Here is a 25,168-nt window from a genome sequence, read left to right on the forward strand (position 1 = left end):
AAAATCGCATCGCGCAGACATGTCCTGCACGAGATCCCCCGTTTATATGATGCGGAACACTGACTGATGCAGGATCGCAATTTTAACGATATCGCCGAAAAATTTGCTCAGAATATCTATGGCACGACGAAGGGGAGACTTCGGCTGGCGGTATTGTGGCAGGATCTTAGCGATCTTTTGACCCGACTTCCGGCGCGGCCTTTGCGCATCCTTGATGCGGGAGGCGGTGAAGGGCAGATGGCTTGTCGTCTGGCGGCTTTAGGACATCAGGTATTGTTGTGCGATGTCTCCGGTGAGATGATTCAGCGCGCCAAAAATGCGGCAGCGGAACAGGGCGTTACGCATAATATGCGTTTTGTGCAGTGTGCCGCACAGGATGTCGCGCAATATATGGATAGCCCCGCCGATCTGATATTGTTCCATGCGGTGCTGGAGTGGGTCGCGCAACCGCAGCAGGTACTGAAAACACTGTACGATTGCCTGTCACTGGGGGGGGCCTTGTCCCTGATGTTCTATAACCATCATGGGCTGTTGATGCGTAACATGGTGGTGGGCAATTTTGATTATGTTCAGGCCGGAATGCCTAAGGGCAAACGGCGCTCGCTCTCGCCGGATCACCCGTTGAACCCGCAAGATGTGTACGGCTGGCTTGATGAGATGGGGCTGACCATTAGCGGGAAAACTGGCGTGCGCGTGTTTCATGACTACTTGAAAAACAAACAGCAGCAAGTTGAGAAATTTGACGACATTCTGGAGATTGAACAGCGGTATTGTCGGCAAGAGCCTTTTGTGAGTTTGGGCCGTTATATCCATGTCATGGCGCATAAACCCCATTTAAAGGATGCATTATGAGTGATTTTTCCCAGACTGTACCCGAACTGGTCGCCTGGGCACGAAAAAACGATTTCTCCATTTCTCTCCCCACCGAACGTCTGGCGTTTTTGATGGCGATTGCCACGCTTAACGGCGAACGCATGGATGGTGAAATGAGTGAAGGTGAGTTGATTGATGCCTTCCGTCACGTGAGTCAGGGATTTGATCAGACGAACGAAACCATTACCCTTCGCGCCAATAACGCGATTAACGATCTGGTGCGCCAGCGCTTGCTTAACCGCTTTACCAGCGAGCAGGCCGAAGGTCATGCGATTTATCGTCTGACGCCGCTGGGGATTGGCATTACCGATTACTACATCCGGCAGCGTGAGTTCTCGACGCTGCGCCTTTCTATGCAGCTCTCTATCGTGGCGCAAGAGCTCAGCCGTGCCGCTGATGCGGCGGAGGAAGATGGTGATGAGTTTCACTGGCACCGCAACGTCTTTGCGCCGCTGAAATACTCCGTTGCAGAAATTTTTGACAGTATCGATCTGTCACAGCGCGTAATGGATGAGCAGCAGCAGGGTGTTAAAGACGATATCGCCGCGCTGTTAAATCAGGACTGGCGAGCAGCGATCAGTAGCTGTGAACAACTGCTGACGGAAACGTCATCGACGCTGCGTGAGTTGCAGGATACGCTGGAAGCCGCTGGCGACAAATTGCAGACGAGCTTGTTGAGCATTCAGGATGCGATTATGAATAATCCGCATAATCTGGAATTTGTCGACAAGCTGGTGTTTGACCTGCAAAACAAACTCGATCGCATTGTGAGCTGGGGACAGCAGACGATAGATCTGTGGATTGGTTATGACCGCCACGTACATAAGTTTATCCGTACCGCGATTGATATGGATAAAAACCGCGTCTTTGCCCAGCGGTTGCGTCAGTCGGTGCAGAGCTATTTCGATAGCCCTTGGGCGCTGACGTTCGCCAATGCCGATCGCCTGCTGGATATGCGCGACGAAGAGCTGACGCTGCGTAGTGAAGAAGTCACCGGTGAACTGCCGCCGGAGCTGGAATACGAAGAGTTTAGTGAAATGCGCGAGCAGTTAATCGCGCTGGTCGAGCAGGCGCTGCATAAATATAAAGCGCAACAGATCCCGCTGGATTTGAGTGAAGTGATGCGTGAGTACCTCGCGCAGCATCCTCGCTCGCGGCATTTTGATGTTGCCCGAATCGTGGTCGACCAGGCTGTACGTCTGGGCGTAGCCGAAACAGATTTCACAGGATTGCCTGCATTGTGGCAGGCGATCAATGATTACGGAGCCAAGGTGCAGGCCCATGTCATCGACAAATATTGAACAATTTATGCCAGTGAAGCTCGCAACTGCGCTGTCGAATAACCTCTTTCCTGCGCTGGACAGCCAATTGCGCGCTGGTCGCCATATTGGTATTGAAGAACTGGAAAACCACGTATTTTTGATGGATTTTCAGGAGGTGCTGGAAGCCTTCTACAGCCGTTATAACGTGGAATTGATCCGCGCGCCGGAAGGATTTTTCTATCTGCGTCCGCGTTCTACCACGCTGATCCCGCGCTCGGTATTGTCTGAGCTGGATATGATGGTAGGGAAAATTCTCTGCTATCTCTATCTGAGCCCGGAACGTTTGGCGCACGAAGGCATTTTCAGCCAGCAAGAACTGTATGAAGAGCTGCTGAGTCTGGCGGATGAAAGCAAACTGCTGAAGTTGGTTAACCAGCGTTCTACCGGTTCCGATCTGGATCGCCAAAAATTGCAAGAAAAAGTCAGAACCTCACTTAACCGCTTACGTCGGTTAGGCATGATCTACTTTATGGGCAATGACAGCAGCAAATTCAGAATTACTGAATCGGTGTTCCGCTTCGGGGCTGATGTGCGCAGCGGCGATGATGCCCGCGAAGCACAGCTACGCATGATTCGCGATGGTGAAGCGATGCCTGTTGAAGGTAGTTTGTCGCTGAAAGATGACAGCGACGACAACGATCGCACCGATGATACCGCGCCAGAAACGGGCGAGGATGAATAAGAGCTTATCCCATTCCTACTGGGATGGGCTCTCAGTGTTGAGGATGAACAGGAATGATTGAACGCGGTAAATTTCGCTCACTAACGCTGGTCAACTGGAACGGCTTTTTCGCCCGCACCTTCGATCTGGATGAACTGGTTACCACGCTATCCGGTGGTAACGGTGCCGGGAAATCCACCACGATGGCCGCCTTTATTACGGCGCTGATCCCTGACCTGACGCTGTTGCACTTCAGGAACACCACCGAAGCCGGTGCCACTAGCGGCTCACGCGATAAAGGTCTGCACGGTAAATTGCGTGCCGGCGTCTGCTACTCCACGCTGGATGTCGTTAACTCACGTCATCAGCGCGTTCTGGTTGGGGTCCGTCTCCAGCAGGTGGCAGGGCGCGACCGTAAAGTCGACATCAAGCCTTTCACCATTCAGGGATTACCGACGGCGATACAGCCGACGCAAATTCTGACGCAGGTGGTCGGCGATCGTCAGGCCCGCGTGCTCTCATTGCAGGAACTGAAAGAGCGCGTCGAAGAGATGGAAGGCGTTCAGTTCAAGCAGTTTAACTCCATCACCGACTATCACTCGCTGATGTTTGATTTGGGCGTGGTGCCGCGTCGTCTGCGTTCTGCTTCCGATCGCAGTAAGTTCTATCGTCTGATCGAAGCGTCGCTGTACGGCGGTATTTCCAGCGCGATTACTCGCTCACTGCGTGACTACCTGCTGCCGGAAAACAGCGGCGTACGGAAAGCGTTTCAGGATATGGAAGCCGCGCTGCGTGAAAACCGCATGACGCTGGAGGCGATTCGCGTCACCCAGTCCGATCGCGATCTGTTTAAGCACCTGATCTCTGAAGCGACTTCCTATGTTGCCGCCGACTACATGCGGCACGCCAATGAGCGCCGTATTCATCTGGATGGGGCGTTGGAACTGCGTCGTGACCTGTTCTCCAGCCGTAAGCAACTGTCCAGCGAGCAATATCGTCATGTAGAAATGGCGCGGGAGCTGGCGGAGCAGAGCGAGGCCGAAGGCGATCTGGAAACAGATTATCAGGCCGCCAGCGACCACCTGAACCTGGTGCAGACAGCGATGCGCCAGCAGGAAAAAATCGAGCGCTATAACGCCGATCTGGAAGAATTGAGCTATCGCCTCGAAGAACAGAACGAGGTGGTGGAAGAAGCACGGGAGCAGCAGGCGGAAAATGAAGAACGTGCCGATGCTGCCGAGCTGGAAGTGGATGAGCTGAAAAGCCAGCTTGCCGATTATCAGCAGGCGTTGGACGTGCAGCAGACGCGTGCTATTCAGTACCAGCAAGCTCAGCAGGCGCTAGAACGTGCCCGCACGCTATGTCAGTTGCCGGATTTAACGGCTGAGAATGCGGATGAGTGGCTGGACAGCTATCAGGCCAAAGAGCAGGAAGCGACAGAAATTTTGATGCTGCTGGAGCAGAAACTGAGCGTGGCCGATGCGGCGCACGGCCAGTTTGAACAAGCCTATCAGCTGGTGACTAAGATTGCTGGTGCGGTGAATCGCAACGAAGCCTGGCAGGTTGCGCGCGATTTGCTGCGTGACAGCGCTTCACAACGCTATCAGGCGGAGCGGGTACAGCCGCTGCGGATGCGTCTGTCTGAGTTGGAACAGCGACTGCGTGAGCAGCAAGATGCCGAGCGGTTATTGCAGGATTTCAGCAAACGCAACGGTCAGGATTATCAACCGGAAGAGCTGGAATCCCTCCAGCAAGAACTTGATGCCCGCATAGAAACGCTGTCATCGCTGGTGGCGGAAGCGGGTGAGCGTCGCATGGCGCTGCGTCAGGAGTTGGAGCAAACCCAACAGCGAATTCAGAAGCTGACGTCGCGTGCACCAGTCTGGCTGGCTGCGCAGGAAATGCTGACGCAGTTGAGCGAGCAGAGCGGCGAAACGTTTGAAGATAGCCGTCAGGTAACGGAGTTCATGCAGCAGTTGCTGGAGCGCGAGCGTGAAACCACGGTTGAACGTGATGACATCGCTGCGCGTAAACGGCAGATCGAAGCGCAGATTGAGCGCCTGAGTCAACCCGGTGGTTCGGAAGACCCGCGCCTGAACGCGCTGGCGGAACGCTTTGGCGGCGTGCTGCTGTCTGAGATTTATGATGACGTGACGTTGGATGATGCGCCGTACTTCTCGGCGCTGTATGGCCCCTCCCGCCATGCCATTGTGGTATCCGATCTCTCGCTGGTTCGCGATCAGCTTGCCGGTCTGGAAGACTGTCCAGAAGATCTGTACCTGATCGAGGGGGACCCGCAGTCGTTTGATGACAGCGTATTTGCCGTTGACGAGCTGGAACGTGCCGTCGTGGTGAAAGTCGCGGAGCGCCAGTGGCGTTATTCGCGTTTCCCAGAAGTGCCGCTGTTTGGCCGCGCCGCGCGGGAAATGCGCCTGGAAAGCCTGCGTGATGAGCGCGAAGCGCTGGCGGAACAGTATGCCACGCTGTCGTTTGACGTGCAGAAAACGCAGCGCTTGCACCAGTCTTTTGGTCGCTTTATTGGTACCCATCTGGCCGTTGTTTTTGATGACGATCCCGAAGTGGAAATCCGTACGCTCAGTGCCCGTCGCGGCGAGCTGGATCGGGCGATGGCGAGCTTTGATGGCGAAAACCAGCAGCAGCGTCAGCAGTACGATCAGGCGAAAGAAGCCAGCGCACAGCTGAATAAACTGATTCCGCGCATTAGCCTGCTTTGCGATGAGACATTGCAGGATCGTGTGGAAGAGATTCGTGCGGAACTGGATGAAACGGAAGAGTCTGCCCGTTTCATTCAGCAGCACGGTGCAACGCTGGCTAAGCTGGAACCGTTGGTTTCTGTCCTGCAAAGCGACCCGCAGCAGCATGAGCAGTTGCAGGAAGATTATGCGCAGGCGCAGAACGCCCAGCGGCAGGCAAAACAGCAGGCGTTTGCGTTGACCGAAGTTGTGCAGCGTCGCGCGCACTTCAGCTATGCCGATTCAGCTGGAATGCTGGGTGAGAATGCTGGCTTGAATGACAAACTGCGCCATCGTTTAGAACAGGCTGAAGCAGAACGGACAAAAGCGCGTGAGCAGCTACGCCAGCATCAGGCACAGCTGACGCAGTACAGTCAGGTTCAAGCCTCGCTGAAAAGTTCTTACGATGCCAAACAGGACATGCTGAAGGAACTGACGCAAGAACTTCAGGATATCGGCGTACGTGCGGATGCGGATGCCGAAGCGCGCGCTCGTCAGCGTCGTGATGAGCTGCATGCCGCATTAAGCACCAACCGCTCGCGGCGTAATCAGTTGGAAAAACAGATTACGTTCTGTGAAGCAGAAATGGACAGTTTGCAGAAGAAGCTGCGTAAACTGGAGCGTGATTACCATCAGATGCGTGAGCAGGTTGTGACGGCGAAAGCAGGCTGGTGTGCGGTTATGCGTTTGGTGAAAGACAACGGCGTCGAGCGTCGTCTGCACCGTCGTGAACTTGCCTATATGGAAGGTGACGAACTGCGGTCTATGTCGGATAAGGCGCTGGGGGCGCTGCGTCTGGCGGTTGCGGATAACGAACATCTGCGCGATGTGCTGCGGCTTTCCGAAGATCCGAAGCGGCCCGAACGCAAAATCCAGTTCTATATCGCCGTTTACCAGCATCTGCGCGAGCGTATTCGTCAGGATATTATCCGCACCGATGATCCGGTAGAAGCGATTGAACAGATGGAGATCGAGCTTAACCGTCTGACGGAAGAGCTGACGGCGCGTGAGCAGATGCTGGCTATCAGCTCACGCAGCGTGGCAAACATCATTCGTAAAACGATCCAGCGCGAGCAGAACCGCATTCGGATGCTGAACCAGGGGCTGCAAGCGGTCGCATTTGGTCAGGTGAAGAGCGTTCGCCTCAACGTCAACGTGCGCGAAGCGCATACCACGCTGCTCAACGTGTTGTCCGAACAGCAGGAAATGCATCAGGATCTGTTTAACAGCAACCGTCTGACCTTCTCGGAAGCGTTGGCAAAACTGTATCAGCGCCTGAATCCTGAAATTGACATGGGGCAGCGCACGCCGCAAACCATCGGTGAAGAGCTGCTGGATTACCGAAACTACCTTGAAATGGAAGTTGAAGTTAACCGTGGCGCGGATGGTTGGCTAAGGGCGGAAAGTGGGGCGCTGTCGACTGGGGAAGCCATCGGTACTGGGATGTCGATTCTGGTTATGGTGGTACAGAGCTGGGAGGAAGAGTCTAAGCGTTTACGCGGTAAAGATATTATTCCATGTCGTCTGCTCTTCCTCGATGAGGCGGCGCGTCTGGATGCCAAATCGATCGCGACGCTGTTCGAGCTCTGCGATCGGCTGGAAATGCAGTTGGTCATCGCGGCACCGGAAAACATCAGCCCCGAGAAGGGAACCACCTATAAGCTGGTGCGTAAAGTCTACCAGAACAACGAGCACGTCCATGTGGTCGGGCTGCGCGGTTTCGGAACGGAAGCGCCAGAGACGCAAGAGCAAGCCTCATAGTGGGGAAGCGGTAAAGGTGATCGTTGTAAACCTTGCCGCTATGTTCTTCTATAATGATAAAGCCGCTTTTTTAAGCGGCTTTATTTTTTTCGTAAAGCGTTGCGTAAAGGGAATGTTGGATGCGAATAGCTTCATCAAACGCGTAAGATAATAACCAGAAGAAGAAGCAAAAATATTTTTCTCTTTATATACTGACGATAAAACGATGCAGACCGTAGAAGGATTTGCGGTTTTATGTTGCAAGGTGGCGTACCGTAATAACGGGCGCGATATAAAAATGTTCATATTTCATTCTTTCTCGTTTTCTACACAAAAAAACTAAAGAATGTGCTTACGCCAGTATGACCGTATACGAGCGAATTCGGTTTGTTATTTCCATATCCAACGTGGATTGTCGTGAAAGCATAGTGATTAATGAGTACAGGGGATAAATGGATGTTGTTGTTACATAAACGAAAAATGGTCAGGCTGCTGTTACGCGTGGGTTGTATTTGGGTCGGAAGCCTGTCTCCTTCGTTTTCGGTGCTGGCAGCATCTCCGACGGTGGTATCCGGCTTATCGCAACGCGCGGGCGTGGTGTCTGTAGAAAAGGGTCGTGCAGGGCTTCTAGCCGCGCTGCCGCACGGTATGACGTTACATTATCTCTCTGATTTATCATCGCTTTATGCTCAACATCAGATGCAACCCATGTGGGCAGATAACCGTGCGGTTCAACAGTTTCAACAACAGTTGGCCGAATTGGCGATAGCGGGCGTACAGCCGCAGTTCACCACGTGGGTAACCTGGCTGACCGATCCGCAATTGACTGGATTTGCGCGCGATGCCGTGCTCTCGGATGCGATGCTGGGCTATTTGCAGTTCGTCTCGGGTGTAGAACGCAGCGGTAATGACTGGTTGTACAGCAGCGTGCCTTACCGTCTGCAATCGCCGGCGCTCAATATCGTTGCGCAATGGCAACAGGCCGTGAAATCCGGCACTAGCGCGGCTTATGTCGTTTCGCTGGCACCCCAGCATTCGCAATATGCCAAAATGCATGCAGCGCTGAAGACGATGCTGACGGACAATCGCCCGTGGCCGAACCTGAATCTGGCGGAGTCTCTGCGCCCAGAACAGCAGAGTCGGGAACTGGCGGTACTGCGTGAAATTCTGCAACGTACTGGCATGCTGTCTTCAACGGAGAGCATTACGCTATTTAACGAAAATACCGCCGCGACGACAGTATCGACTAGGCAGGCTCCGCGGGTCGAGGGCGCGGCTATCGACGCCACTTATACTGGCGAACTGGTTGACGCAGTTAAGCGCTTCCAGCATTGGCAAGGGCTGGAGGATGACGGCGTTATTGGTAAACGTACCCGCGACTGGCTCAATGTGTCCCCGCAAATGCGCGCGACGCTGCTGGCGCTGAATATCCAGCGTCTGCGCCTGTTACCAGACAATGTTCACACTGGTATCATGGTGAACATCCCCAATTATTCATTGATCTATTATCAGGATGGCGCTGAACGCTTATCATCGCGCGTCATTGTGGGGCAGCCTAAACGCAAAACGCCATTGATGAGCAGTTCACTGTATAACGTCGTGGTTAATCCGCCGTGGAATGTTCCGACGACCCTTATTCGACAGGATATCATTCCTAAAGTCGTGCGTGACCCCGGTTATCTAGAGCGTCATGGCTACACGGTGTTGTCCGGTTGGAGTCAGGATGCTGAAGCGATCGATCCTTCTGTGATCGATTGGCCGATGGTTTCAGCAGAACGCTTCCCCTATCGCCTGCGTCAGGCCCCAGGTGCGAATAACTCGCTAGGACGCTATAAATTTAATATGCCGAATTCAGAAGCGATTTATCTGCACGACACGCCTAATCACAACCTGTTCCAGCGCGATATTCGAGCGCTGAGCTCCGGCTGCGTGCGGGTTAATAAGGCATCGGAACTGGCTAGCATGTTATTGCAGGATGCGGGCTGGAATAATAGTCGTATTTCTTCCACGCTGGATCAGGGCAATACCACCTTTGTGTCAATGAAACATCGGATTCCGGTCAACCTTTATTATCTGACCGCATGGGTGGCTGAAGATGGTAGACCGCAGTTCCGAACAGATATTTACAATTATGATGACACCGCTCGCGCTGGGGCGAAAGTACTGCCAAGAGCAGGACTGTTGCTTCAGTAAGTATTGAAATTACGGGCATTAGCGGCATGGATATTTTATCGTTTTTGCGGGGGATCGATGCGATCTCCCGCAAACCCGTAAGCAAAGCGGGTTGACTCACTTTTCTCTGGCAGTTAAGGTTCAAGGCGGCACGTTTTGTGCCTCCTTTTATACCGTTCTTTAGCCAGGGTACTTGTTCTATGGATCACATTGACAATCATCGCCGTAAGTGGCTTGCACTGGGTGGTGCCGCATTGGGTATCGCACTGCTTCCCGGTCAGGCATTTGCAACGTTATCGACACCCCGACCACGAATTTTGACGCTGAACAATCTGAATACCGGAGAGCTGCTGAAAACGGAATTCTTTGATGGCAAACGGTATAACAAGTCAGAACTTTCCCGCCTGAATCACTTTTTCCGCGACTATCGCGCCAATAAAGTCAAAACGATTGATCCTCAACTTTTCGATCAGCTCTATCGCTTACAGGTGATGTTGGGCACCAACAAGCCCATACAGCTGATTTCGGGTTATCGCGCGATAGATACGAATAACGAATTACGTGCGCATAGCCGAGGGGTAGCAAAACAGAGCTACCACACGAAAGGGCAGGCGATGGATTTCCATATTGAAGGCGTTCAACTCGCTAACATTCGTAAAGCGGCGATGAAAATGCGTGCCGGCGGCGTTGGCTACTACCCACACAGCGATTTTGTTCACATCGATACCGGCCCCGTCCGCACCTGGTAATCTGTTACCACAGCACGACACTTTTTTGATTCGGCTCGCTAAGACATCGCGAGCCGCTCAGTTTATTCAACATGGAGTGATATGAAATATCAAATTGTCCCGGTGACGGCATTTAGCCAGAACTGCACGTTGTTATGGTGCGAAAAAACCAATGAAGCGGCGATTGTCGATCCCGGTGGTGATGCAGAAAAAATCAAACGAGCCGTCACGGATGCAGGGATTTCGGTTAAACAGATTCTGTTAACGCACGGTCATCTGGATCATGTGGGGGCGGCTGCCGAGTTGGCCGAGCACTATCAGGTCGCAATTATTGGCCCGCAGATTGAAGATGCGTTCTGGCTGGAAGGGTTACCGGCACAGAGCCGGATGTTTGGTCTGGAAGAATGCGCGTCGCTGACGCCATCACGTTGGCTACAGGAAGGTGATGAGGTTAACGTGGGCGAGACGACGCTGGCGGTTTTCCATTGCCCAGGCCATACTCCGGGCCACATTGTTTTCTTTGATGCGGAATCGCGTCTGGCGCAGGTGGGTGATGTGGTTTTTAACGGTGGCGTAGGGCGTACCGATTTCCCACAGGGCGATCATCAGGCGTTGATTGCGTCCATCAAAAACAAGCTGCTGCCGCTGGGTGACGATGTGACGTTTATTCCGGGACACGGCCCGATGTCGACCTTAGGGCATGAACGCAAGACCAACCCTTTCCTGCGTGAAGATGTCGCGATTTGGTAGTGTTTTATAGACTTCAAACGCAGAAATAAAAAAGCCGACATGCTGTGTCGGCTTTTTTGATTGCAGAAGAATCAGAGTACGGCAACAATCGCTTCGCAGAGCGGAGCCATATTTTCTGGCGTCATTCCTGCAACGTTGATACGGCCAGAATTCACCGCGTAAACGCCGAATTCGTCACGCAGACGCAGAACCTGCTCCTTGGTCAAGCCGCTGAATGAGAACATCCCATTCTGGTCGATGATGAAGGAGAAATCCTGCTGCGCGCCTTTTTCCTGCAAGGTATTAACGAACAGCTGACGCATACGCTGAATGCGCTCACGCATCGCCGTCAATTCCTGCTCCCAAATGGCCTTCAGTGCGTCGTTGCCCAAAATGGTCGCAACAACGGTCGCGCCGTGTGACGGTGGGTTGGAGTAGTTTGCGCGAATAGCGGCTTTCACCTGGCTGAATGCTTTGTCTGCCGTTGCGGCATCAGCGGCAACCAGCGTGCAGGCACCGACGCGCTCATTGTACAAACCGAAGTTTTTAGAGTACGAACTGCATACGATCAGTTCATCGTGTTTTGCAGCGAAGAGACGCAGGCCTTCCGCATCTTCTTCGAGCCCACGGGCAAAGCCCTGATAGGCGAAGTCAAACAGCGGCAGCCAGCCTTTGGCTACTGACAGTTCAGCCAGCGTAGCCCACTGCTCAGCGGTAGGATCGATACCGGTTGGGTTATGGCAACAGCCGTGGAACAGCACTACGTCACCCGCTTGGGCAGCGTTCAGGCTATTCAGCAGGCCATCAAAATCCAGCGCATGGTTTGCAGCATCGTAGTAGTCGTACTGGCAGACTTCCAAACCGACAGCGGAGAAGACATTGTTGTGATTTGGCCAGGTTGGGTTGCTGATCCAAATACGTTTTGCAGACGTTTGATTGGCAATGAAATCAGCGGCTACGCGCAGCGCACCGGTTCCGCCCGGCGTTTGCGCCGTACGGGCACGTTTGTCGGCAATGATGGCATTCTGCTTGCCAAACAACAGCTCCTGCGTGCACTGACCGAATGCTGGCAGACCGTCAATGCCCAGATAATTTTTGGTGGTTTCATTTTCCAGCAGATAGTGTTCTGCTTTTTTTACGCTTGTCAGAACCGGAGTTTTACCGGTTTCATCTTTATAGACACCAATACCCAGATTGATTTTATTCGCGCGGTCATCGGCGCGGAAAAGATCGGTCAGCCCGAGAATAGGATCGGCCGGTGCGGCAGAGATATTTTCAAACATTGCCAGAATGTTCCATAACTGAGATGAAATAAGAATTCTCAGAGTACCGTCAGTAAAAGGCTTTGCCAACCGTTGATGTCAAAAAGAAAGGGAAATAACAGGGAGAACGAGAGAGACGAAATAAAAGACTGGTTAGGCGAGAATAATTGGCGCAGCGTGGCGTAAAGCATAAACAAAAAACGTTGGCAGCGTTTTTTAGCATTGCTGGCGACGTAAGGTGCTGCTCAGCACACAATAAAAAAGACAGAGCCGAGGCTCTGCCTTTTCATGCAAGACGAACGATTAACTCGTTACGTTATGCGATGCCAACTTAGAACTGGTAAGTCAGGCCAACAGCAACTTTATCATCGTCTTTAAGGCCATAGGCATTGTCAGATTTGATCAAGTTGATGTCATATTCGGTGTAAACAGACATGTTTTTGTTGAATGCATAAGTCGCACCCAAGCTAACATATTTGGTGATGTAATCGTTACGATTGTTAGCATCGTCCTGAGCTTTAGCTTGTACGTAGCCCAGCGACGGAGTCAGACCGAAGTCGAAATTATATTGAGCAACGGCTTCAAAAACTTTGGTTTTGTCTGCAAAATCAGTAGCAACGCCGTTTACAGTTTTATCGATATAGCTAACGTTGCGGAATTCATTGTAGGTAGCAGCCAAGTAGATACTGTTAGCATCATATTTCAGACCTGTACCCCATGCTTCAGCTTTTTTACCACGACCAGATCCAGATGCCAGTGCATTCTGCTCATCAGTACGGTTAACTGCTGAGTAAGAACCAACAATACCTAAGCCAATGTCAGATTCGTAGGAGGAAGAAATACCCCAGCCGTCGCCGTTCTGAGTATCGATATCAGAATCATTGTCATTACTACGGTTGTTAAGGGTGTCTTTGCTGTTTTTACCTTGGTATTGAACAGCGAAGTTCCAACCATCAACCAGGCCGAAGAAGTTTTTATTACGGTAGGTAGCAACACCGGTAGAACGGCCAGTCAGGAAGTTATCAGAGTTAGACTGATCACCACCCCATTCAGGCAGGACGTCGGTCCAAGCCAGTGAGTCGTATGCAATACCCATGTTACGGCCGTAGTCGAAAGAACCGTAGTCAGCGAATTTCAGACCCGCGAAGGCATAGCGAGTTTTGTCACTTTTGCCGCCGTCTGCTTCAGCGTTACGTGCGCTGAATTCATATTCGAAACGACCGTAGCCAGTCAGTTCGCTGGTGATCTGAGTTTCGCCTTTGAAGCCTAAACGAGCGTAAGTTTTATCGCCATTGTTTGAGCTGTCATCAGAGAAATAGTGTTTAGCGGTAACTTTACCAGTCAGATCCAGCTTGTTGCCATCTTTGTTATAAACTTCAGCAGCGTTTGCTGCGCCTGCGACTAACAGAGCTGGGATTACTACTGCAAGAATGTTGCGTTTCATCATTATTACCCTCATTGGTGTTATTTAGACACCTGCCACTGCCATAAATAATTCTTTACGGAACTATTCCTGAAAGTTTGGTGTCTTCCTGTGTCTGAACGCAGTTTTCCATTCACTCGCCAGTTAATCCACCCTAAAGATGCTACAAACTTCGTAATCGAGTAACAAATGGGAATAATGTGTATCTAAATGTAAAAATCAGGGAACTTTGTGAGGCATAACAAAAATTAAAAAAAAAGAGCCGGGAAACCCGACTCTTCTTTTCTACCTATTTGTTTTACTTATATTAAATTTTTATTTAGAAACTGGCGTTCCGTGGTGTGCGTGGGAAAGGGATCACATCGCGCACATTTTGTACACCGGTAACATAGGCAATCAATCGTTCAAAACCTAAACCGAAACCGGAATGTGGAATGGTGCCGTAACGACGTAAATCACGATACCACCAGTAGTCTTCTTTATTCAGTCCCATCTCTTCCAGACGGCTATCCAACTGCGCCAGACGCTCTTCACGCTGAGAGCCCCCGATGATTTCACCGATGCCCGGAGCTAAAACATCCATCGCAGCCACGGTTTTACCGTCGTCATTCATACGCATGTAGAAAGCTTTGATGTCTTTCGGGTAGTTTTTAACAACAACCGGTGCTTTGAAGTGTTGCTCTGCCAGATAACGTTCGTGTTCAGAGGAAAGATCGACGCCCCAGTAAACCGGGTTCTCGAACTGCTGTCCGCAGTTCAACAGGATCTCGACGGCATCGGTGTAATCTACCTGTGCGAAATCGGAGCTGACGAATTTTTCCAGTCGGGTGATGGCTTCTTTATCAACACGCTCGGCAAAGAATGCCATATCATCGGCACGCTCGTTCAGCACGGCCTGGAAAACATATTTCAGCAGGTTCTCAGCCAGACCCGCGATGTCATCCAAAGAGGCGAAAGCGACTTCCGGTTCGATCATCCAAAACTCAGCCAGATGGCGGCTGGTGTTAGAGTTTTCCGCACGGAACGTTGGGCCAAAGGTATAGACGTTGGACAGCGCACAGGCGTAGGTTTCGCCATTCAACTGGCCGGATACGGTCAGGAACGCTTCTTTACCGAAGAAATCTTCGCTGAAATCCACTTTACCTTGTTCGGTACGCGGCAGGTTTTCCAGATCGAGAGTAGAAACGCGGAACATTTCACCCGCGCCTTCGGTATCGGAGGCGGTAATCAGCGGGGTTGATACCCAGAAGTAACCGTTCTCGTGGAAGAAGCGGTGAATCGCCTGCGCCAGCGTATGACGAACGCGGGCAACGGCACCGATCAGATTGGTGCGTGGACGCAAGTGCGCGACTTCACGCAGATATTCGATGCTGTGGCGTTTCGCTGCCATCGGGTAGGTATCGGGATCGTCAACCCAGCCGACAACATTGACGTGGGTGGCTTGCAGCTCGAAGCTCTGGCCTTCACCCGGAGAGGCGACGACATTACCGGTGATTTCAACCGAGCAGCCAGTGGTCAGGTGCAGTACGTCATCCTGATAATTGGAGAGATTATTATTAACGACAGCCTGTAATGGATTAAAGCAGGAGCCGTCATAAACGGCGATAAAGGAGATACCGGCTTTAGAATCTCTCCGGGTACGTACCCAGCCGCGCACGGTGACTTCGCTGTCAACGGCGACACGGCCTTGCAGTACATCGACTACAGGCACTACGCTCATAAAATTCTCTCTTTAATTAATCGTGTTTAAGAAAAATATCGTGGTTAAAACGCTAAATGGCCCAATCCGAGCCATTCGCTATGTTACTTGCGATGCAACAGGACACAAGCAGAAATCACCGGAATGGCGCGAAGTTTTCGCTCATGACAGTGAATCTGCTGCAAAGTTGGTCAATACCTATAATAGAGGAAAGCTTTAACTGGCCTTTTTTACGCGGGGTAGGTCAAACGCTTTGCGCAACTCACACACGAAGTTCTGATCCTGGCAGATGGTTTTACCCGGGCTATCGGAGAGCTTTGCCACCGGCTTGCCGTTGCATTCCACCAGCTTGATCACGATGTTCAGCGGTTTTACGCCGGGGATATCACACGTCAGGCGCGTACCGATACCAAATACCAGATTCACGCGCTGTCCGAAATGACGATATAGCGACAGCGCTTTATCCAGATTCAGATTATCGGAGAAGACCAGTGTTTTGCTCATCGGATCGATGTTCAGGCGCTGATAATGCGCAATGGCTTTTTCGCCCCAATCGACCGGATCGCCGGAATCGTGGCGCAACCCCTGATAGGCTTCGGCAAACGGCAAATCGAAATCGCGCAGGAAGGCATCCATCGTGATGCAGTCGGTCAACGCAATGCCCAAATGTGTGGGATATTCCCGCAGCCACATTTGTAGCGCGGCGCGCTGGCTGTTTGCCAGCGTCGGACTAATCTGCTGATGCGCCTGAAACCACTCGTGTGCCTGCGTGCCGACAGGCGTGATAGCCAAACGGCGTGCCAGATCGTAATTGCTGGTGCCGATGAGATAAGGGAAGTCGGCCTGCAGCGTCGTCACAATCGTCTGCTGGACATCACGAGAGAAACGCCGACGTGTGCCGAAATCCATTAACTTGAACCGACTGAGATCCACATTTGCGCTGTTCTGGTGGAAGCTCTCCAGTGAGGCTGACAGTTGGGCAAGCGCCTGCTCAGTCGTAATGTGAGGTGAACGATCGCGATGCACGACTTCACTGATCACGGCCAGCAAGGGAACTTCCCACAAAATCACTTCACGCCATGGCCCGGTGATACGGATATCCAGTTTTCCCGCATGATTCTTGATCGAAACCTGCTGCGGATTAAAACGGAAGTCCCGCAGCCAGTGGAGATAATCTGGCTTAAAGAACGGCAGAGAAGAAAGATAGGTGAACTCATCGTCACTCAATGACAAGAAACGCATGAGATCGACCTGATGGGCTATTTCGTCGGCGTAAACGCCTAATAACTCATCGCCGCGACAGCGAAATTCAGCCGCAACGTCGACATCATAATAGTGATGATACACCGCCTGTTGCATGTGCAGCTTGTAGGCATCGGTATCCAGCAATGAGTGCAGAATCGGGGAAGTGTGCAAAGTCATAATGCGTTACAGCATCCTTGTAAGATGCCTATCCACCATTGGGACAATCAGCAATGTTCGGTCAGTATACCTTGATTATCCGTTTATTACATTACGACAACATAGCGAGACGTGCGGGAATGAAGCACGGTACGATGATTATCCTCATTATTTTGTCGTGGTAACATTAAGATAACAGGCTTAGACTTGATCTTTAGATGTTTATGACGAGGTGGAAACTTTATATGAATCAACAGCCGCAAATAAAATACCGCCATGACTACCGTGCGCCGGATTACACCATTACTGACATTGCACTGGATTTCGATCTCCATGCTGAAAAAACTCACGTAAAAGCCGTTAGTCAGGTGGTGTTGCAGGGGGACGCTGGCGCGCCGTTGAAGCTGGATGGCGAAGGGCTGAAACTGATTAGCCTGAGTGTTGATGGTCAGCCGTGGACACATTACCAGCAGCAGGACGATGGCCTGATTCTGACACAATTACCCGCGCATTTTACGCTCAGCATCGAAACGGAAATCAATCCTGCCGCCAACAGCGCGCTGGAAGGGCTGTATCTTTCTGGCGATGCACTCTGTACGCAGTGTGAGGCCGAAGGTTTCCGCCATATTACTTATTATCTCGACCGACCGGATGTGCTGGCGAAATTCACCACGCGCATCACTGCGGATAAAGCTCGCTATCCTTATTTACTCTCTAATGGCAATCGTATCGCACAACGGGAACTGGAAGGCGGCCGCCACTGGATTGAATGGCAGGATCCCTTCCCGAAACCTGCTTATCTGTTCGCGCTGGTTGCTGGCGACTTTGATGTCCTTCAGGATCGCTTCACGACACGTTCTGGTCGCGATGTTGCATTAGAGTTGTTTGTTGACCGTGGCAACCTCGATCGCGCTGGCTGGGCGATGACCTCGCTGAAGAATTCGATGAAGTGGGACGAAGATCGCTTCGGACTGGAATACGATCTCGACATCTATATGATCGTCGCCGTTGATTTCTTCAACATGGGGGCGATGGAAAATAAAGGGCTGAACGTATTCAACTCTAAATACGTGCTGGCCAAGGCGGAAACCGCGACGGATAAAGACTATCTGAATATTGAAGCGGTGATCGGACATGAATATTTCCACAACTGGACGGGTAACCGCGTCACCTGCCGCGATTGGTTCCAGCTTAGCCTGAAAGAAGGGCTGACGGTGTTCCGCGATCAGGAATTCAGCTCCGATCTGGGTTCGCGCCCGGTGAATCGCATTGATAACGTGCGTGTGATGCGCGGTGCGCAGTTTGCCGAAGATGCCAGCCCGATGTCGCATCCGATTCGTCCCGATCAGGTGATCGAGATGAATAACTTCTACACGCTGACGGTCTATGAAAAGGGATCGGAAGTGATCCGCATGATGCACACCTTATTAGGTGAAGAAGGCTTCCAGGCCGGTATTCGTCTGTATTTTGAGCGTCACGACGGCAGCGCGGCAACCTGTGATGACTTCGTGCTGGCGATGGAAGAGGCTTCCGGTGTCGATCTCACGCAGTTCCGCCGCTGGTACAGCCAATCGGGCACGCCGGTGCTGACCGTGCGTGATGATTACGATCCGCAGACGCAACAGTATCTGCTGAGCGTGAGCCAGATGACGCCCGTCGGTGCCGACAAACAGCCGAAGTTACCGCTGCACATTCCGTTGGATATCGAACTGTACGATCCGCAAGGGCAGGTCATTCCGCTACAGAAAGACGGTCAACTGCTGGCGTCAGTACTTAATGTGACCGAACCTGAACAGACGTTCATTTTCGATCACGTGCCTTGCCGCCCGATTCCTTCTTTATTACGTGAGTTCTCTGCGCCGGTAAAATTGAACTATGCCTGGAGCGATGAACAACTGACGTTCCTGATGCGCCACGCCAGCAATGCGTTCTCGCGCTGGGATGCGGCACAGAGTCTGCTGGCTAACTATATTCGTCTGAACGTTTCCCGCTATCAGCAGAAACAGCCGCTTTCCGTGCCGATGCATGTTGTGGATGCTTTCCGTGGTGTGTTGCTGGATGAAACGCTGGATCCGATGCTGGCTTCTCAGATTCTGACATTGCCGAGCGAAAACGAAATTGCCGAGTTGTTTGACATCATCGATCCGACGGCGATCGCTGCTGTACGTGAAAGCATGACGCGTACGATGGCAAAAGAGATGGCGGATGAGTGGCTGGCGGTATACCACGCGAATCACGCGCCGCAGTATCGTATCGAACATGCGGATATGGGTAAACGTGCGCTGCGCAACGTCTGCCTGCATTATCTGGCATTCAGCGATGAAGCGCAGGCGGATAAACTGGTGCAGGTGCAGTTCCGTCAGGCGGATAACATGACGGATTCGCTGGCGGCGCTGTCGGCGGCGGTTGAGGCGCAGTTGCCGGTGCGTGATGAGCTGCTGACGCAGTTTGATAACCGCTGGCACCAGGATGGCTTGGTCATGGATAAATGGTTTGTGCTGCAAGCGACCAGCCCGGCAGCCGATGTGCTGACCCGCGTGCGCGAGCTGCTGCAACACCGTTCATTCAGCCTGAACAACCCTAACCGCCTGCGTTCGTTGGTGGGGGCGTTTGCAGCCTCGAATCCGTCGGCTTTCCATGCCGAAGACGGCAGCGGTTATCGTTTCCTGACGGAGATTCTGGCCGATCTAAACACCCGTAATCCGCAGGTTGCTGCGCGGGTGATCGAACCGTTGATCCGTCTGAAACGCTACGATGCTAAACGTCAGGCGCAAATGCGTCAGGCGCTGGAGCAACTGAAGACGTTGGAAAATCTGTCTGGCGATCTGTTCGAGAAGATCAGCAAGGCACTGCAAGACTAATCCTGCCACAGTAATTCTTCTGTCACACGCGGTAGCTTGCCGCGTGTGACATTCTACCCCGCGCTAGTTTCTTACTTCCGCAAACGTTTTACTTTCCGCAGCGATGGCACTACCATCACCGACCGTGAGTTAAACCGTAATCCACTATTGCTTACTTTCAGCGTAGGCAAGATACCTTTGTGATAGGGGTCTCAGGAGACAATATGTTCTATCCCGTTATCAAAAAAGCCCTGTTTCAGCTCGATCCCGAGCGAGCACATGAGCTGACCTTCCAACAATTACGCCGTATTACCAACACGCCTTTTGAATTTCTCGTCCGCCAATCCGTTCCGACTAAACCGGTTACCTGCATGGGGTTATCTTTTAAAAACCCACTCGGTCTAGCGGCGGGATTAGATAAAGACGGCGAATGTATCGATGCGTTAGGCGCAATGGGATTTGGTTTTATTGAAGTGGGGACGGTGACGCCGCGTCCACAATCCGGTAATGATAAACCGAGATTATTCCGCGTAGTGGAAGCGGAAGGATTGATCAACCGGATGGGTTTCAATAATAAAGGCGTGGATTATCTGGTCGAGAATGTAAAGAAAACACGTTTTGGTGGTGTATTAGGGATCAACATCGGCAAGAATAAAGATACGCCGGTTGAGCAAGGCAAAGACGATTATTTGATCTGCATGGACAAGGTTTATCCTCACGCAGGCTATATCGCGATCAACATTTCGTCGCCCAATACGCCGGGATTACGCAGCCTGCAATATGGTGAAGCGCTGGACGATCTTTTGCTGGCGATAAAGAACAAGCAAACAGAATTGAAAGATAAGCATCAGAAATATGTTCCCGTGGCGGTAAAGATCGCGCCGGATCTTTCAGAAGAGGAATTGATCCAAATTGCCGATAGTCTGGTTCGCCATAACATCGATGGCGTGATTGCCACCAATACGACACTCGACAGAAAATTGATTCAGGGATTAAATCACTGCGGGCAAACCGGAGGATTAAGTGGACGTCCGTTGCAGACAAGCAGCACGGAAATTATCCGCCGTTTGTCACAGGAATTAGCGGGACGTTTACCGATTATTGGCGTTGGCGGAATTGATTCTTTGGTCGCTGCACGCGAAAAAATGGCGGCTGGCGCGTCGCTGGTACAGATATATTCAGGCTTTATTTTCCACGGCCCTCGCCTGATTAAAGATATCGTTACACATATTTAATCCGAAATGCCTTTCATTTTTAGCTGGGGGTTTATTTATCCCCCCGGCTAGTCTATATTTTATCCGTTTGCGTAAATAATCTATCAACGGATGACGGATCTTCTTGCCGCAATGTTTGTGACGATGAACGATTATTGTGATGTGAGAAAAAACAATCAGCCATTTCTGATATTTCTACTATGAAGGCGAAGGGTAAATAATATGAAGTTAAAACCTGACGATAACTGGCGCTGGTATTTTGATACCGAACACGATCGCCTGATGTTGGATTTGGCTAACGGCATGTTATTCCGTTCTCGTTTTCCGTCTAAAATGCTAACTTCGGATGCATTCAATGAATGTGCATTCTGTGTTGACGATGCTGCGTTATTTTTTACCTATAACGATAAATGTCAGAAAGCGGCACTGCATCGAGACCTACAAGGCGAATTAGTTTTGAATGCGTTGGTCGCAAGTCGGTTCCTAAAACCGCTTATGCCAAAAAGCTGGCACTTCATCCAACAGCCGGATGCCGTAACGTATTCGCCACAGGCGGGGGATGTTGTACAGGTACAGCTCACGGAAACCTATGAAACGGCCTGTTTTCTGGTGGCGGAAGCAGGGGATAAAGCCTGCCTTTGCTTGCTGGCACAAGAACAGCTGTCATTAAGCGGAAAAACCATGGGGCTGGGTGACGCCATCAAAATCATGCACGACAGACTCATGCCTGCCGTTGTTCAAAATAGGGCTGAGTGGGAAACCTCGTTGGGCGAAGGCACGTCAGCATTTGAGTATGCCAAGGTGGTCTAAACCCTCGGCTATACTCGTAAGACTTCAAACTGCATGTACGCTGGCTTTTCTTCGACTATTGCAGATGCTTTTTTATTGCAACTGAACGTCACTCTGCGGAATGCAGCTACAGGCAAGAATCTCGCCGTTTTCTCTGATGGCACTTTGCTTCAGTGCGGAAACCTCTCCGCTGACTAACGTCAATTTACAGCAACCGCACAATCCTGCCCGACAAGAATAGGGGATTCGAATACCCTGTTGCTCCAACTGCTCCAGTAAAATTTGCTGATTGTTCCCTTGTAACGATTTTCCCTGATAGTGGATGGTAACGGCCTGTTCGCTTTTTTCGGGAACGACAAGGCTTTCGACCACCTGACCAGAACCATAAGGTCGCGGCGGCTTGGTCGCTAAGACTTCTAGCGTGTCGCCTACGCGAATGATGCCCGTATTTCTGGCGACCAGGTTTTGCCCGAAATCAACGTCGCCGTTCTCGGCAGTACGGAAAGATTGCAGCGTTGCCAGCGGTTCGCCTGACGGATGCTTCCGGCCACGTTCGATGCTGACGGTGGTGAAAATGCAGCGGCTACAGGGTTTGACAACGTCAAAAATAATCTCGCCAATCCGAATGGTCTTCCAACTGTCTTCGGCAAAGGCTTCCGCACCTGTCACGACCAGATTGGGGCGAAACTGTTCGATTTTAATACCGGCGGAACAGCGCTGGCGCAGTGCCTGAAATGAGGCATCATTAATTAACAGAAACGGGTAGCCGTCAGCAAACCCTAGGGGGACTTCTGGATAATGCTTCACTCGCCGCGATGGCGCATTGCCCACCCAGCGAAGTTGTACGGAACGCTGAAAATAGTGGCTTAACCAGATGTTGATAGCGTCAGGGGCGACGAGCGCCGTAAAGTGCGTTCCCCAGACTTCTGTCGGCTGAGGTGCCTCGGTGAAGTCGGCAAAACGTATCGTGGCCGTTTGACCATCCGGCGCAGCAATAAACAGTCCATCGGGTAACAAGGCGGGGGTAAATAACACCATCTGCGGATACTGACGGGCAGTAATAAATGTGCCATCCGATTCGGTAATCATGAAGGCACGATCGTTCGCCAAACCGCTGACAGACGCCATCGCGTGGGACAACTGTAGCCCCCGCATCGATTTTACCGGATGAATATAAAGCCGCGTTACGCCAATCACTGACCTGTTCCTTGCCAAAGTAAAACGGCAACTTTATGACAAGCGTCTGGGATTAGCTATAATGCGCCTCAATTTCTTTTTCTATACCCGTCATACTTCAAGCTGCTTGTGCGTTGACCGCCCTTACTCACCCCAGTCACTTACTTATGTAAGCTCCTGGGGATTCATGCGGTTGTCGCCTTCACGCAACGTGAATTATTTAGGGTATAGTTCGTTTTTTTACATTTTTTGGTGATAGTGACGACATGAATGCTTTGTTTGCCAGTACGGCGCGGGGATTGGAAGAGTTATTAAAAAGCGAACTCGAATCATTGGGTGCGCAGTCCTGTGCGGTTGTGCAGGGCGGTGTCCATTTTGAGGGTGACAATCGCCTGCTGTACCAGAGCCTGCTGTGGAGCCGTCTGGCATCGCGCATTCTGCTGCCGCTGAATGAATTCAAGGTACATAGCGATCTGGATTTGTATCTGGGCGTGCAGGCGATTGACTGGTCAACGATATTCAGCATCGATAAAACCTTTGCCGTGCATTTTACCGGTACCAATGAAGATATCCGCAACAGCCAATACGGCGCATTAAAAGTTAAAGATGCGATTGTGGATAGCTTCACGCGCAAAACCGGACAGCGTCCAGACGTAGCGAAACAGCAGCCGGATATTCGCATTAATGTCTTTTTGCAGCGTGATACGGCCAGCGTGTCGCTGGATTTAAGCGGCGATGGCTTACACCAGCGCGGTTACCGCGATCTGGCGGGGCTGGCACCGCTAAAAGAGAATCTGGCGGCGGCAATTGTTTTACGTTCTGGCTGGAAGAGTGGCACGCCTCTGGTCGATCCGATGTGTGGTTCCGGTACGTTGCTGATCGAAGCCGCTATGATCGCGGCCGATCGCGCACCCGGTTTGCATCGCACACACTGGGGATTTAACGCCTGGCTAAAACACGATGCTGAACTATGGCGTGAAGTGACGGCTGAAGCACAGCAGCGCGCTCGTCAGGGGTTACAGACGACAACGTCACGCTTCTTCGGGTCGGATAACGACCGTCGAGTGATTGAGATAGCCAAAGCCAATGCGCGTCGTGCAGGCGTTGCCGAACTGATTTCTTTCGACGTGAGGGATGCCGCACAGCTAAAAAACCCCTTGCCGGAAGGCCCGAAAGGCACGGTTGTCAGCAACCCGCCTTACGGTGAACGCTTGGAAAGTGAACCCGCGCTGATCGCCCTGCACAATATGCTGGGTCGTAAGATGAAAAGCGACTTTGGTGGCTGGCAGCTCTCGCTGTTCAGCGCATCGCCGGAGCTGCTGAGCTGTCTGCAACTGCGCGCAGAGCGCCAATTCAAAGCGAAAAACGGCCCGCTGGACTGCGTACAGAAAAATTATCAACTGGCGGAAACGCAGGGTGAATCTGCGGGGCAAATCGCAGAAGACTTTGCCAACCGTCTGCGTAAAAACCTGCGCAAGCTGGAGAAGTGGGCGAAGCAGCAGGGAATTGAATGCTATCGCATCTACGATGCCGATCTGCCTGAATATAATGTGGCGGTTGACCGCTACGGCAGTTGGGTCGTCGTACAAGAGTATGCGCCACCGAAAACCATTGATGAGCAAAAAGCCCGTCAGCGCCTGTTTGATGTGATCAACGCGACGCTGAGCGTGCTGGAATTACCGTCGAACCGTCTGGTGCTGAAAACGCGCGAACGTCAGAAAGGGAAAAACCAGTACGAGAAACTGGCGCAGAAAGGCGACTTCCTGCTGATGGAAGAGTTTGGTGCCAAGCTGTGGGTCAACCTGACCGACTACCTCGATACTGGTTTATTCCTCGACCACCGTATCGCCCGCAAAATGCTGGGTGAGATGAGCCGTGGCAAAGATTTTCTCAACCTGTTTGCCTACACCGGCACGGCGAGTGTGCACGCTGGATTAGGCGGTGCACGTTCAACGACTACCGTCGATATGTCACGTACCTATCTGGAATGGGCCGAGAAAAACCTGCGGGTGAATGGCCTGACCGGGCGTCAGCATCGCCTGATTCAGGCGGATTGCCTGTCATGGTTACATAACGCCAATGAACAGTTCGATGTGATCTTCATTGACCCGCCAACCTTCTCCAACTCAAAACGGATGGAAGAGTCGTTTGATGTCCAGCGCGATCATTTGGCGCTGATGAAAGATCTCAAACGCCTGTTACGCCGTGGCGGCACCATCATGTTCTCGAATAATAAGCGCGGCTTCCAGATGGATACCGCTGGCCTAACCGCGCTGGGGCTGAACGCCAAAGAAATTACCGCGCAGACCCAATCGCAGGATTTTGCTCGTAATCGTCAAATTCATAACTGCTGGCTGCTGACGCATGCCGGTGAGGAAAAGTAACC

16 protein-coding genes are annotated in these 25,168 nt (G+C 51.8%); 11 read left to right on the plus strand and 5 right to left on the minus strand.

All coding sequences use genetic code 11. The annotated features are described in order from the left end of the window. The first annotated feature begins 66 nt into the window (after nt 1-66). The 7 genes from cmoM (at nt 67) to IG609_RS08535 (ending at nt 10,999) form a co-directional block, all read left to right on the plus strand. Nucleotides 67-852, plus strand: a complete 786-nt coding sequence (cmoM, locus tag IG609_RS08505) for a tRNA uridine 5-oxyacetic acid(34) methyltransferase CmoM (RefSeq protein ID WP_193399387.1) — start codon at nt 67-69, stop codon at nt 850-852. Next, the gene (gene mukF / locus IG609_RS08510) at nt 849-2,174 is read left to right on the plus strand and encodes a chromosome partition protein MukF (RefSeq protein WP_102116299.1); all 1,326 of its coding nucleotides are present in this window, start codon (nt 849-851) and stop codon (nt 2,172-2,174) included. The genes cmoM and mukF overlap by 4 nt, the downstream gene beginning before the upstream one ends. Further along, nucleotides 2,155-2,877, plus strand: a complete 723-nt coding sequence (mukE, locus tag IG609_RS08515; protein ID WP_193399388.1) for a chromosome partition protein MukE — start codon at nt 2,155-2,157, stop codon at nt 2,875-2,877. The genes mukF and mukE overlap by 20 nt, the downstream gene beginning before the upstream one ends. A 53-nt stretch (nt 2,878-2,930) precedes the next feature. Beyond that, the gene (gene mukB, locus IG609_RS08520; RefSeq protein WP_193400468.1) at nt 2,931-7,370 is read left to right on the plus strand and encodes a chromosome partition protein MukB; all 4,440 of its coding nucleotides are present in this window, start codon (nt 2,931-2,933) and stop codon (nt 7,368-7,370) included. A gap of 438 nt (nt 7,371-7,808) precedes the next feature. Beyond that, the gene (gene ldtD / locus IG609_RS08525; RefSeq protein WP_477626160.1) at nt 7,809-9,542 is read left to right on the plus strand and encodes a L,D-transpeptidase; all 1,734 of its coding nucleotides are present in this window, start codon (nt 7,809-7,811) and stop codon (nt 9,540-9,542) included. 179 nt (nt 9,543-9,721) lie between these two features. Beyond that, nucleotides 9,722-10,270: a peptidoglycan L,D-endopeptidase MepK gene (mepK, locus tag IG609_RS08530; RefSeq protein WP_193399391.1), complete on the plus strand. Its 549-nt coding sequence runs from the start codon at nt 9,722-9,724 to the stop codon at nt 10,268-10,270. Between the two features lie 81 nt (nt 10,271-10,351). Continuing rightward, nucleotides 10,352-10,999, plus strand: a complete 648-nt coding sequence (locus tag IG609_RS08535) for an MBL fold metallo-hydrolase (RefSeq protein ID WP_193400470.1) — start codon at nt 10,352-10,354, stop codon at nt 10,997-10,999. 71 nt (nt 11,000-11,070) lie between these two features. On the opposite strand, the gene IG609_RS08540 is transcribed toward IG609_RS08535, so the two are convergent. From IG609_RS08540 to pncB, 4 genes are all read right to left on the minus strand, one after another. Next, on the minus strand, nt 11,071-12,261 hold the full coding sequence (locus IG609_RS08540; protein WP_040032376.1) for an amino acid aminotransferase: 1,191 nt from the start codon (nt 12,259-12,261) through the stop codon (nt 11,071-11,073). 310 nt (nt 12,262-12,571) lie between these two features. After that, nucleotides 12,572-13,687, minus strand: coding sequence for a porin (locus IG609_RS08545; protein WP_284070736.1), 1,116 nt, complete (start codon nt 13,685-13,687; stop codon nt 12,572-12,574). A gap of 295 nt (nt 13,688-13,982) precedes the next feature. Next, the gene (gene asnS, locus IG609_RS08550; RefSeq protein ID WP_193400472.1) at nt 13,983-15,383 is read right to left on the minus strand and encodes an asparagine--tRNA ligase; all 1,401 of its coding nucleotides are present in this window, start codon (nt 15,381-15,383) and stop codon (nt 13,983-13,985) included. A 195-nt stretch (nt 15,384-15,578) separates the two neighbouring features. Then, nucleotides 15,579-16,784: a nicotinate phosphoribosyltransferase gene (gene pncB, locus IG609_RS08555; RefSeq protein ID WP_193400474.1), complete on the minus strand. Its 1,206-nt coding sequence runs from the start codon at nt 16,782-16,784 to the stop codon at nt 15,579-15,581. A gap of 224 nt (nt 16,785-17,008) precedes the next feature. Between pncB and pepN the strand changes: the two genes are divergently transcribed. From pepN to IG609_RS08570, 3 genes are all read left to right on the plus strand, one after another. After that, nucleotides 17,009-19,624, plus strand: a complete 2,616-nt coding sequence (gene pepN, locus IG609_RS08560; protein ID WP_193400476.1) for an aminopeptidase N — start codon at nt 17,009-17,011, stop codon at nt 19,622-19,624. A 203-nt stretch (nt 19,625-19,827) separates the two neighbouring features. Next, complete coding sequence (gene pyrD, locus IG609_RS08565; RefSeq protein ID WP_010277017.1) at nt 19,828-20,838, plus strand: quinone-dependent dihydroorotate dehydrogenase; 1,011 nt, start codon at nt 19,828-19,830, stop codon at nt 20,836-20,838. A 201-nt stretch (nt 20,839-21,039) separates the two neighbouring features. Further along, nucleotides 21,040-21,627 carry a cell division protein ZapC gene (locus tag IG609_RS08570; RefSeq protein WP_193398155.1) on the plus strand — a complete coding sequence of 196 codons (588 nt, stop codon included), beginning with the start codon at nt 21,040-21,042 and terminating at the stop codon, nt 21,625-21,627. A 72-nt stretch (nt 21,628-21,699) separates the two neighbouring features. Here the strand turns inward: IG609_RS08570 and IG609_RS08575 are convergent, their stop codons facing one another. Continuing rightward, nucleotides 21,700-22,803, minus strand: coding sequence for a YcbX family protein (locus IG609_RS08575; RefSeq protein WP_193400478.1), 1,104 nt, complete (start codon nt 22,801-22,803; stop codon nt 21,700-21,702). A 245-nt stretch (nt 22,804-23,048) separates the two neighbouring features. Between IG609_RS08575 and rlmKL the strand changes: the two genes are divergently transcribed. Then, nucleotides 23,049-25,166: a bifunctional 23S rRNA (guanine(2069)-N(7))-methyltransferase RlmK/23S rRNA (guanine(2445)-N(2))-methyltransferase RlmL gene (rlmKL, locus tag IG609_RS08580; protein WP_193400480.1), complete on the plus strand. Its 2,118-nt coding sequence runs from the start codon at nt 23,049-23,051 to the stop codon at nt 25,164-25,166. The last annotated feature ends 2 nt before the right edge of the window (nt 25,167-25,168 follow it).

Source organism: Pectobacterium quasiaquaticum (assembly GCF_014946775.2).
In the GTDB taxonomy this organism is placed as follows: domain Bacteria; phylum Pseudomonadota; class Gammaproteobacteria; order Enterobacterales; family Enterobacteriaceae; genus Pectobacterium; species Pectobacterium aquaticum.

Coding starts and splice junctions, on each gene's coding strand:
- cmoM (WP_193399387.1), top strand. CDS start 67: ATGCAGGATCGCAATTTTAACGATATCGCCGAAAAATTTGCTCAGAAT.
- mukF (WP_102116299.1), top strand. CDS start 849: ATGAGTGATTTTTCCCAGACTGTACCCGAACTGGTCGCCTGGGCACGA.
- mukE (WP_193399388.1), top strand. CDS start 2,155: ATGTCATCGACAAATATTGAACAATTTATGCCAGTGAAGCTCGCAACT.
- mukB (WP_193400468.1), top strand. CDS start 2,931: ATGATTGAACGCGGTAAATTTCGCTCACTAACGCTGGTCAACTGGAAC.
- mepK (WP_193399391.1), top strand. CDS start 9,722: ATGGATCACATTGACAATCATCGCCGTAAGTGGCTTGCACTGGGTGGT.
- IG609_RS08535 (WP_193400470.1), top strand. CDS start 10,352: ATGAAATATCAAATTGTCCCGGTGACGGCATTTAGCCAGAACTGCACG.
- IG609_RS08540 (WP_040032376.1), bottom strand. CDS start 12,261: ATGTTTGAAAATATCTCTGCCGCACCGGCCGATCCTATTCTCGGGCTG.
- IG609_RS08545 (WP_284070736.1), bottom strand. CDS start 13,687: ATGATGAAACGCAACATTCTTGCAGTAGTAATCCCAGCTCTGTTAGTC.
- asnS (WP_193400472.1), bottom strand. CDS start 15,383: ATGAGCGTAGTGCCTGTAGTCGATGTACTGCAAGGCCGTGTCGCCGTT.
- pncB (WP_193400474.1), bottom strand. CDS start 16,784: ATGACTTTGCACACTTCCCCGATTCTGCACTCATTGCTGGATACCGAT.
- pepN (WP_193400476.1), top strand. CDS start 17,009: ATGAATCAACAGCCGCAAATAAAATACCGCCATGACTACCGTGCGCCG.
- pyrD (WP_010277017.1), top strand. CDS start 19,828: ATGTTCTATCCCGTTATCAAAAAAGCCCTGTTTCAGCTCGATCCCGAG.
- IG609_RS08570 (WP_193398155.1), top strand. CDS start 21,040: ATGAAGTTAAAACCTGACGATAACTGGCGCTGGTATTTTGATACCGAA.
- rlmKL (WP_193400480.1), top strand. CDS start 23,049: ATGAATGCTTTGTTTGCCAGTACGGCGCGGGGATTGGAAGAGTTATTA.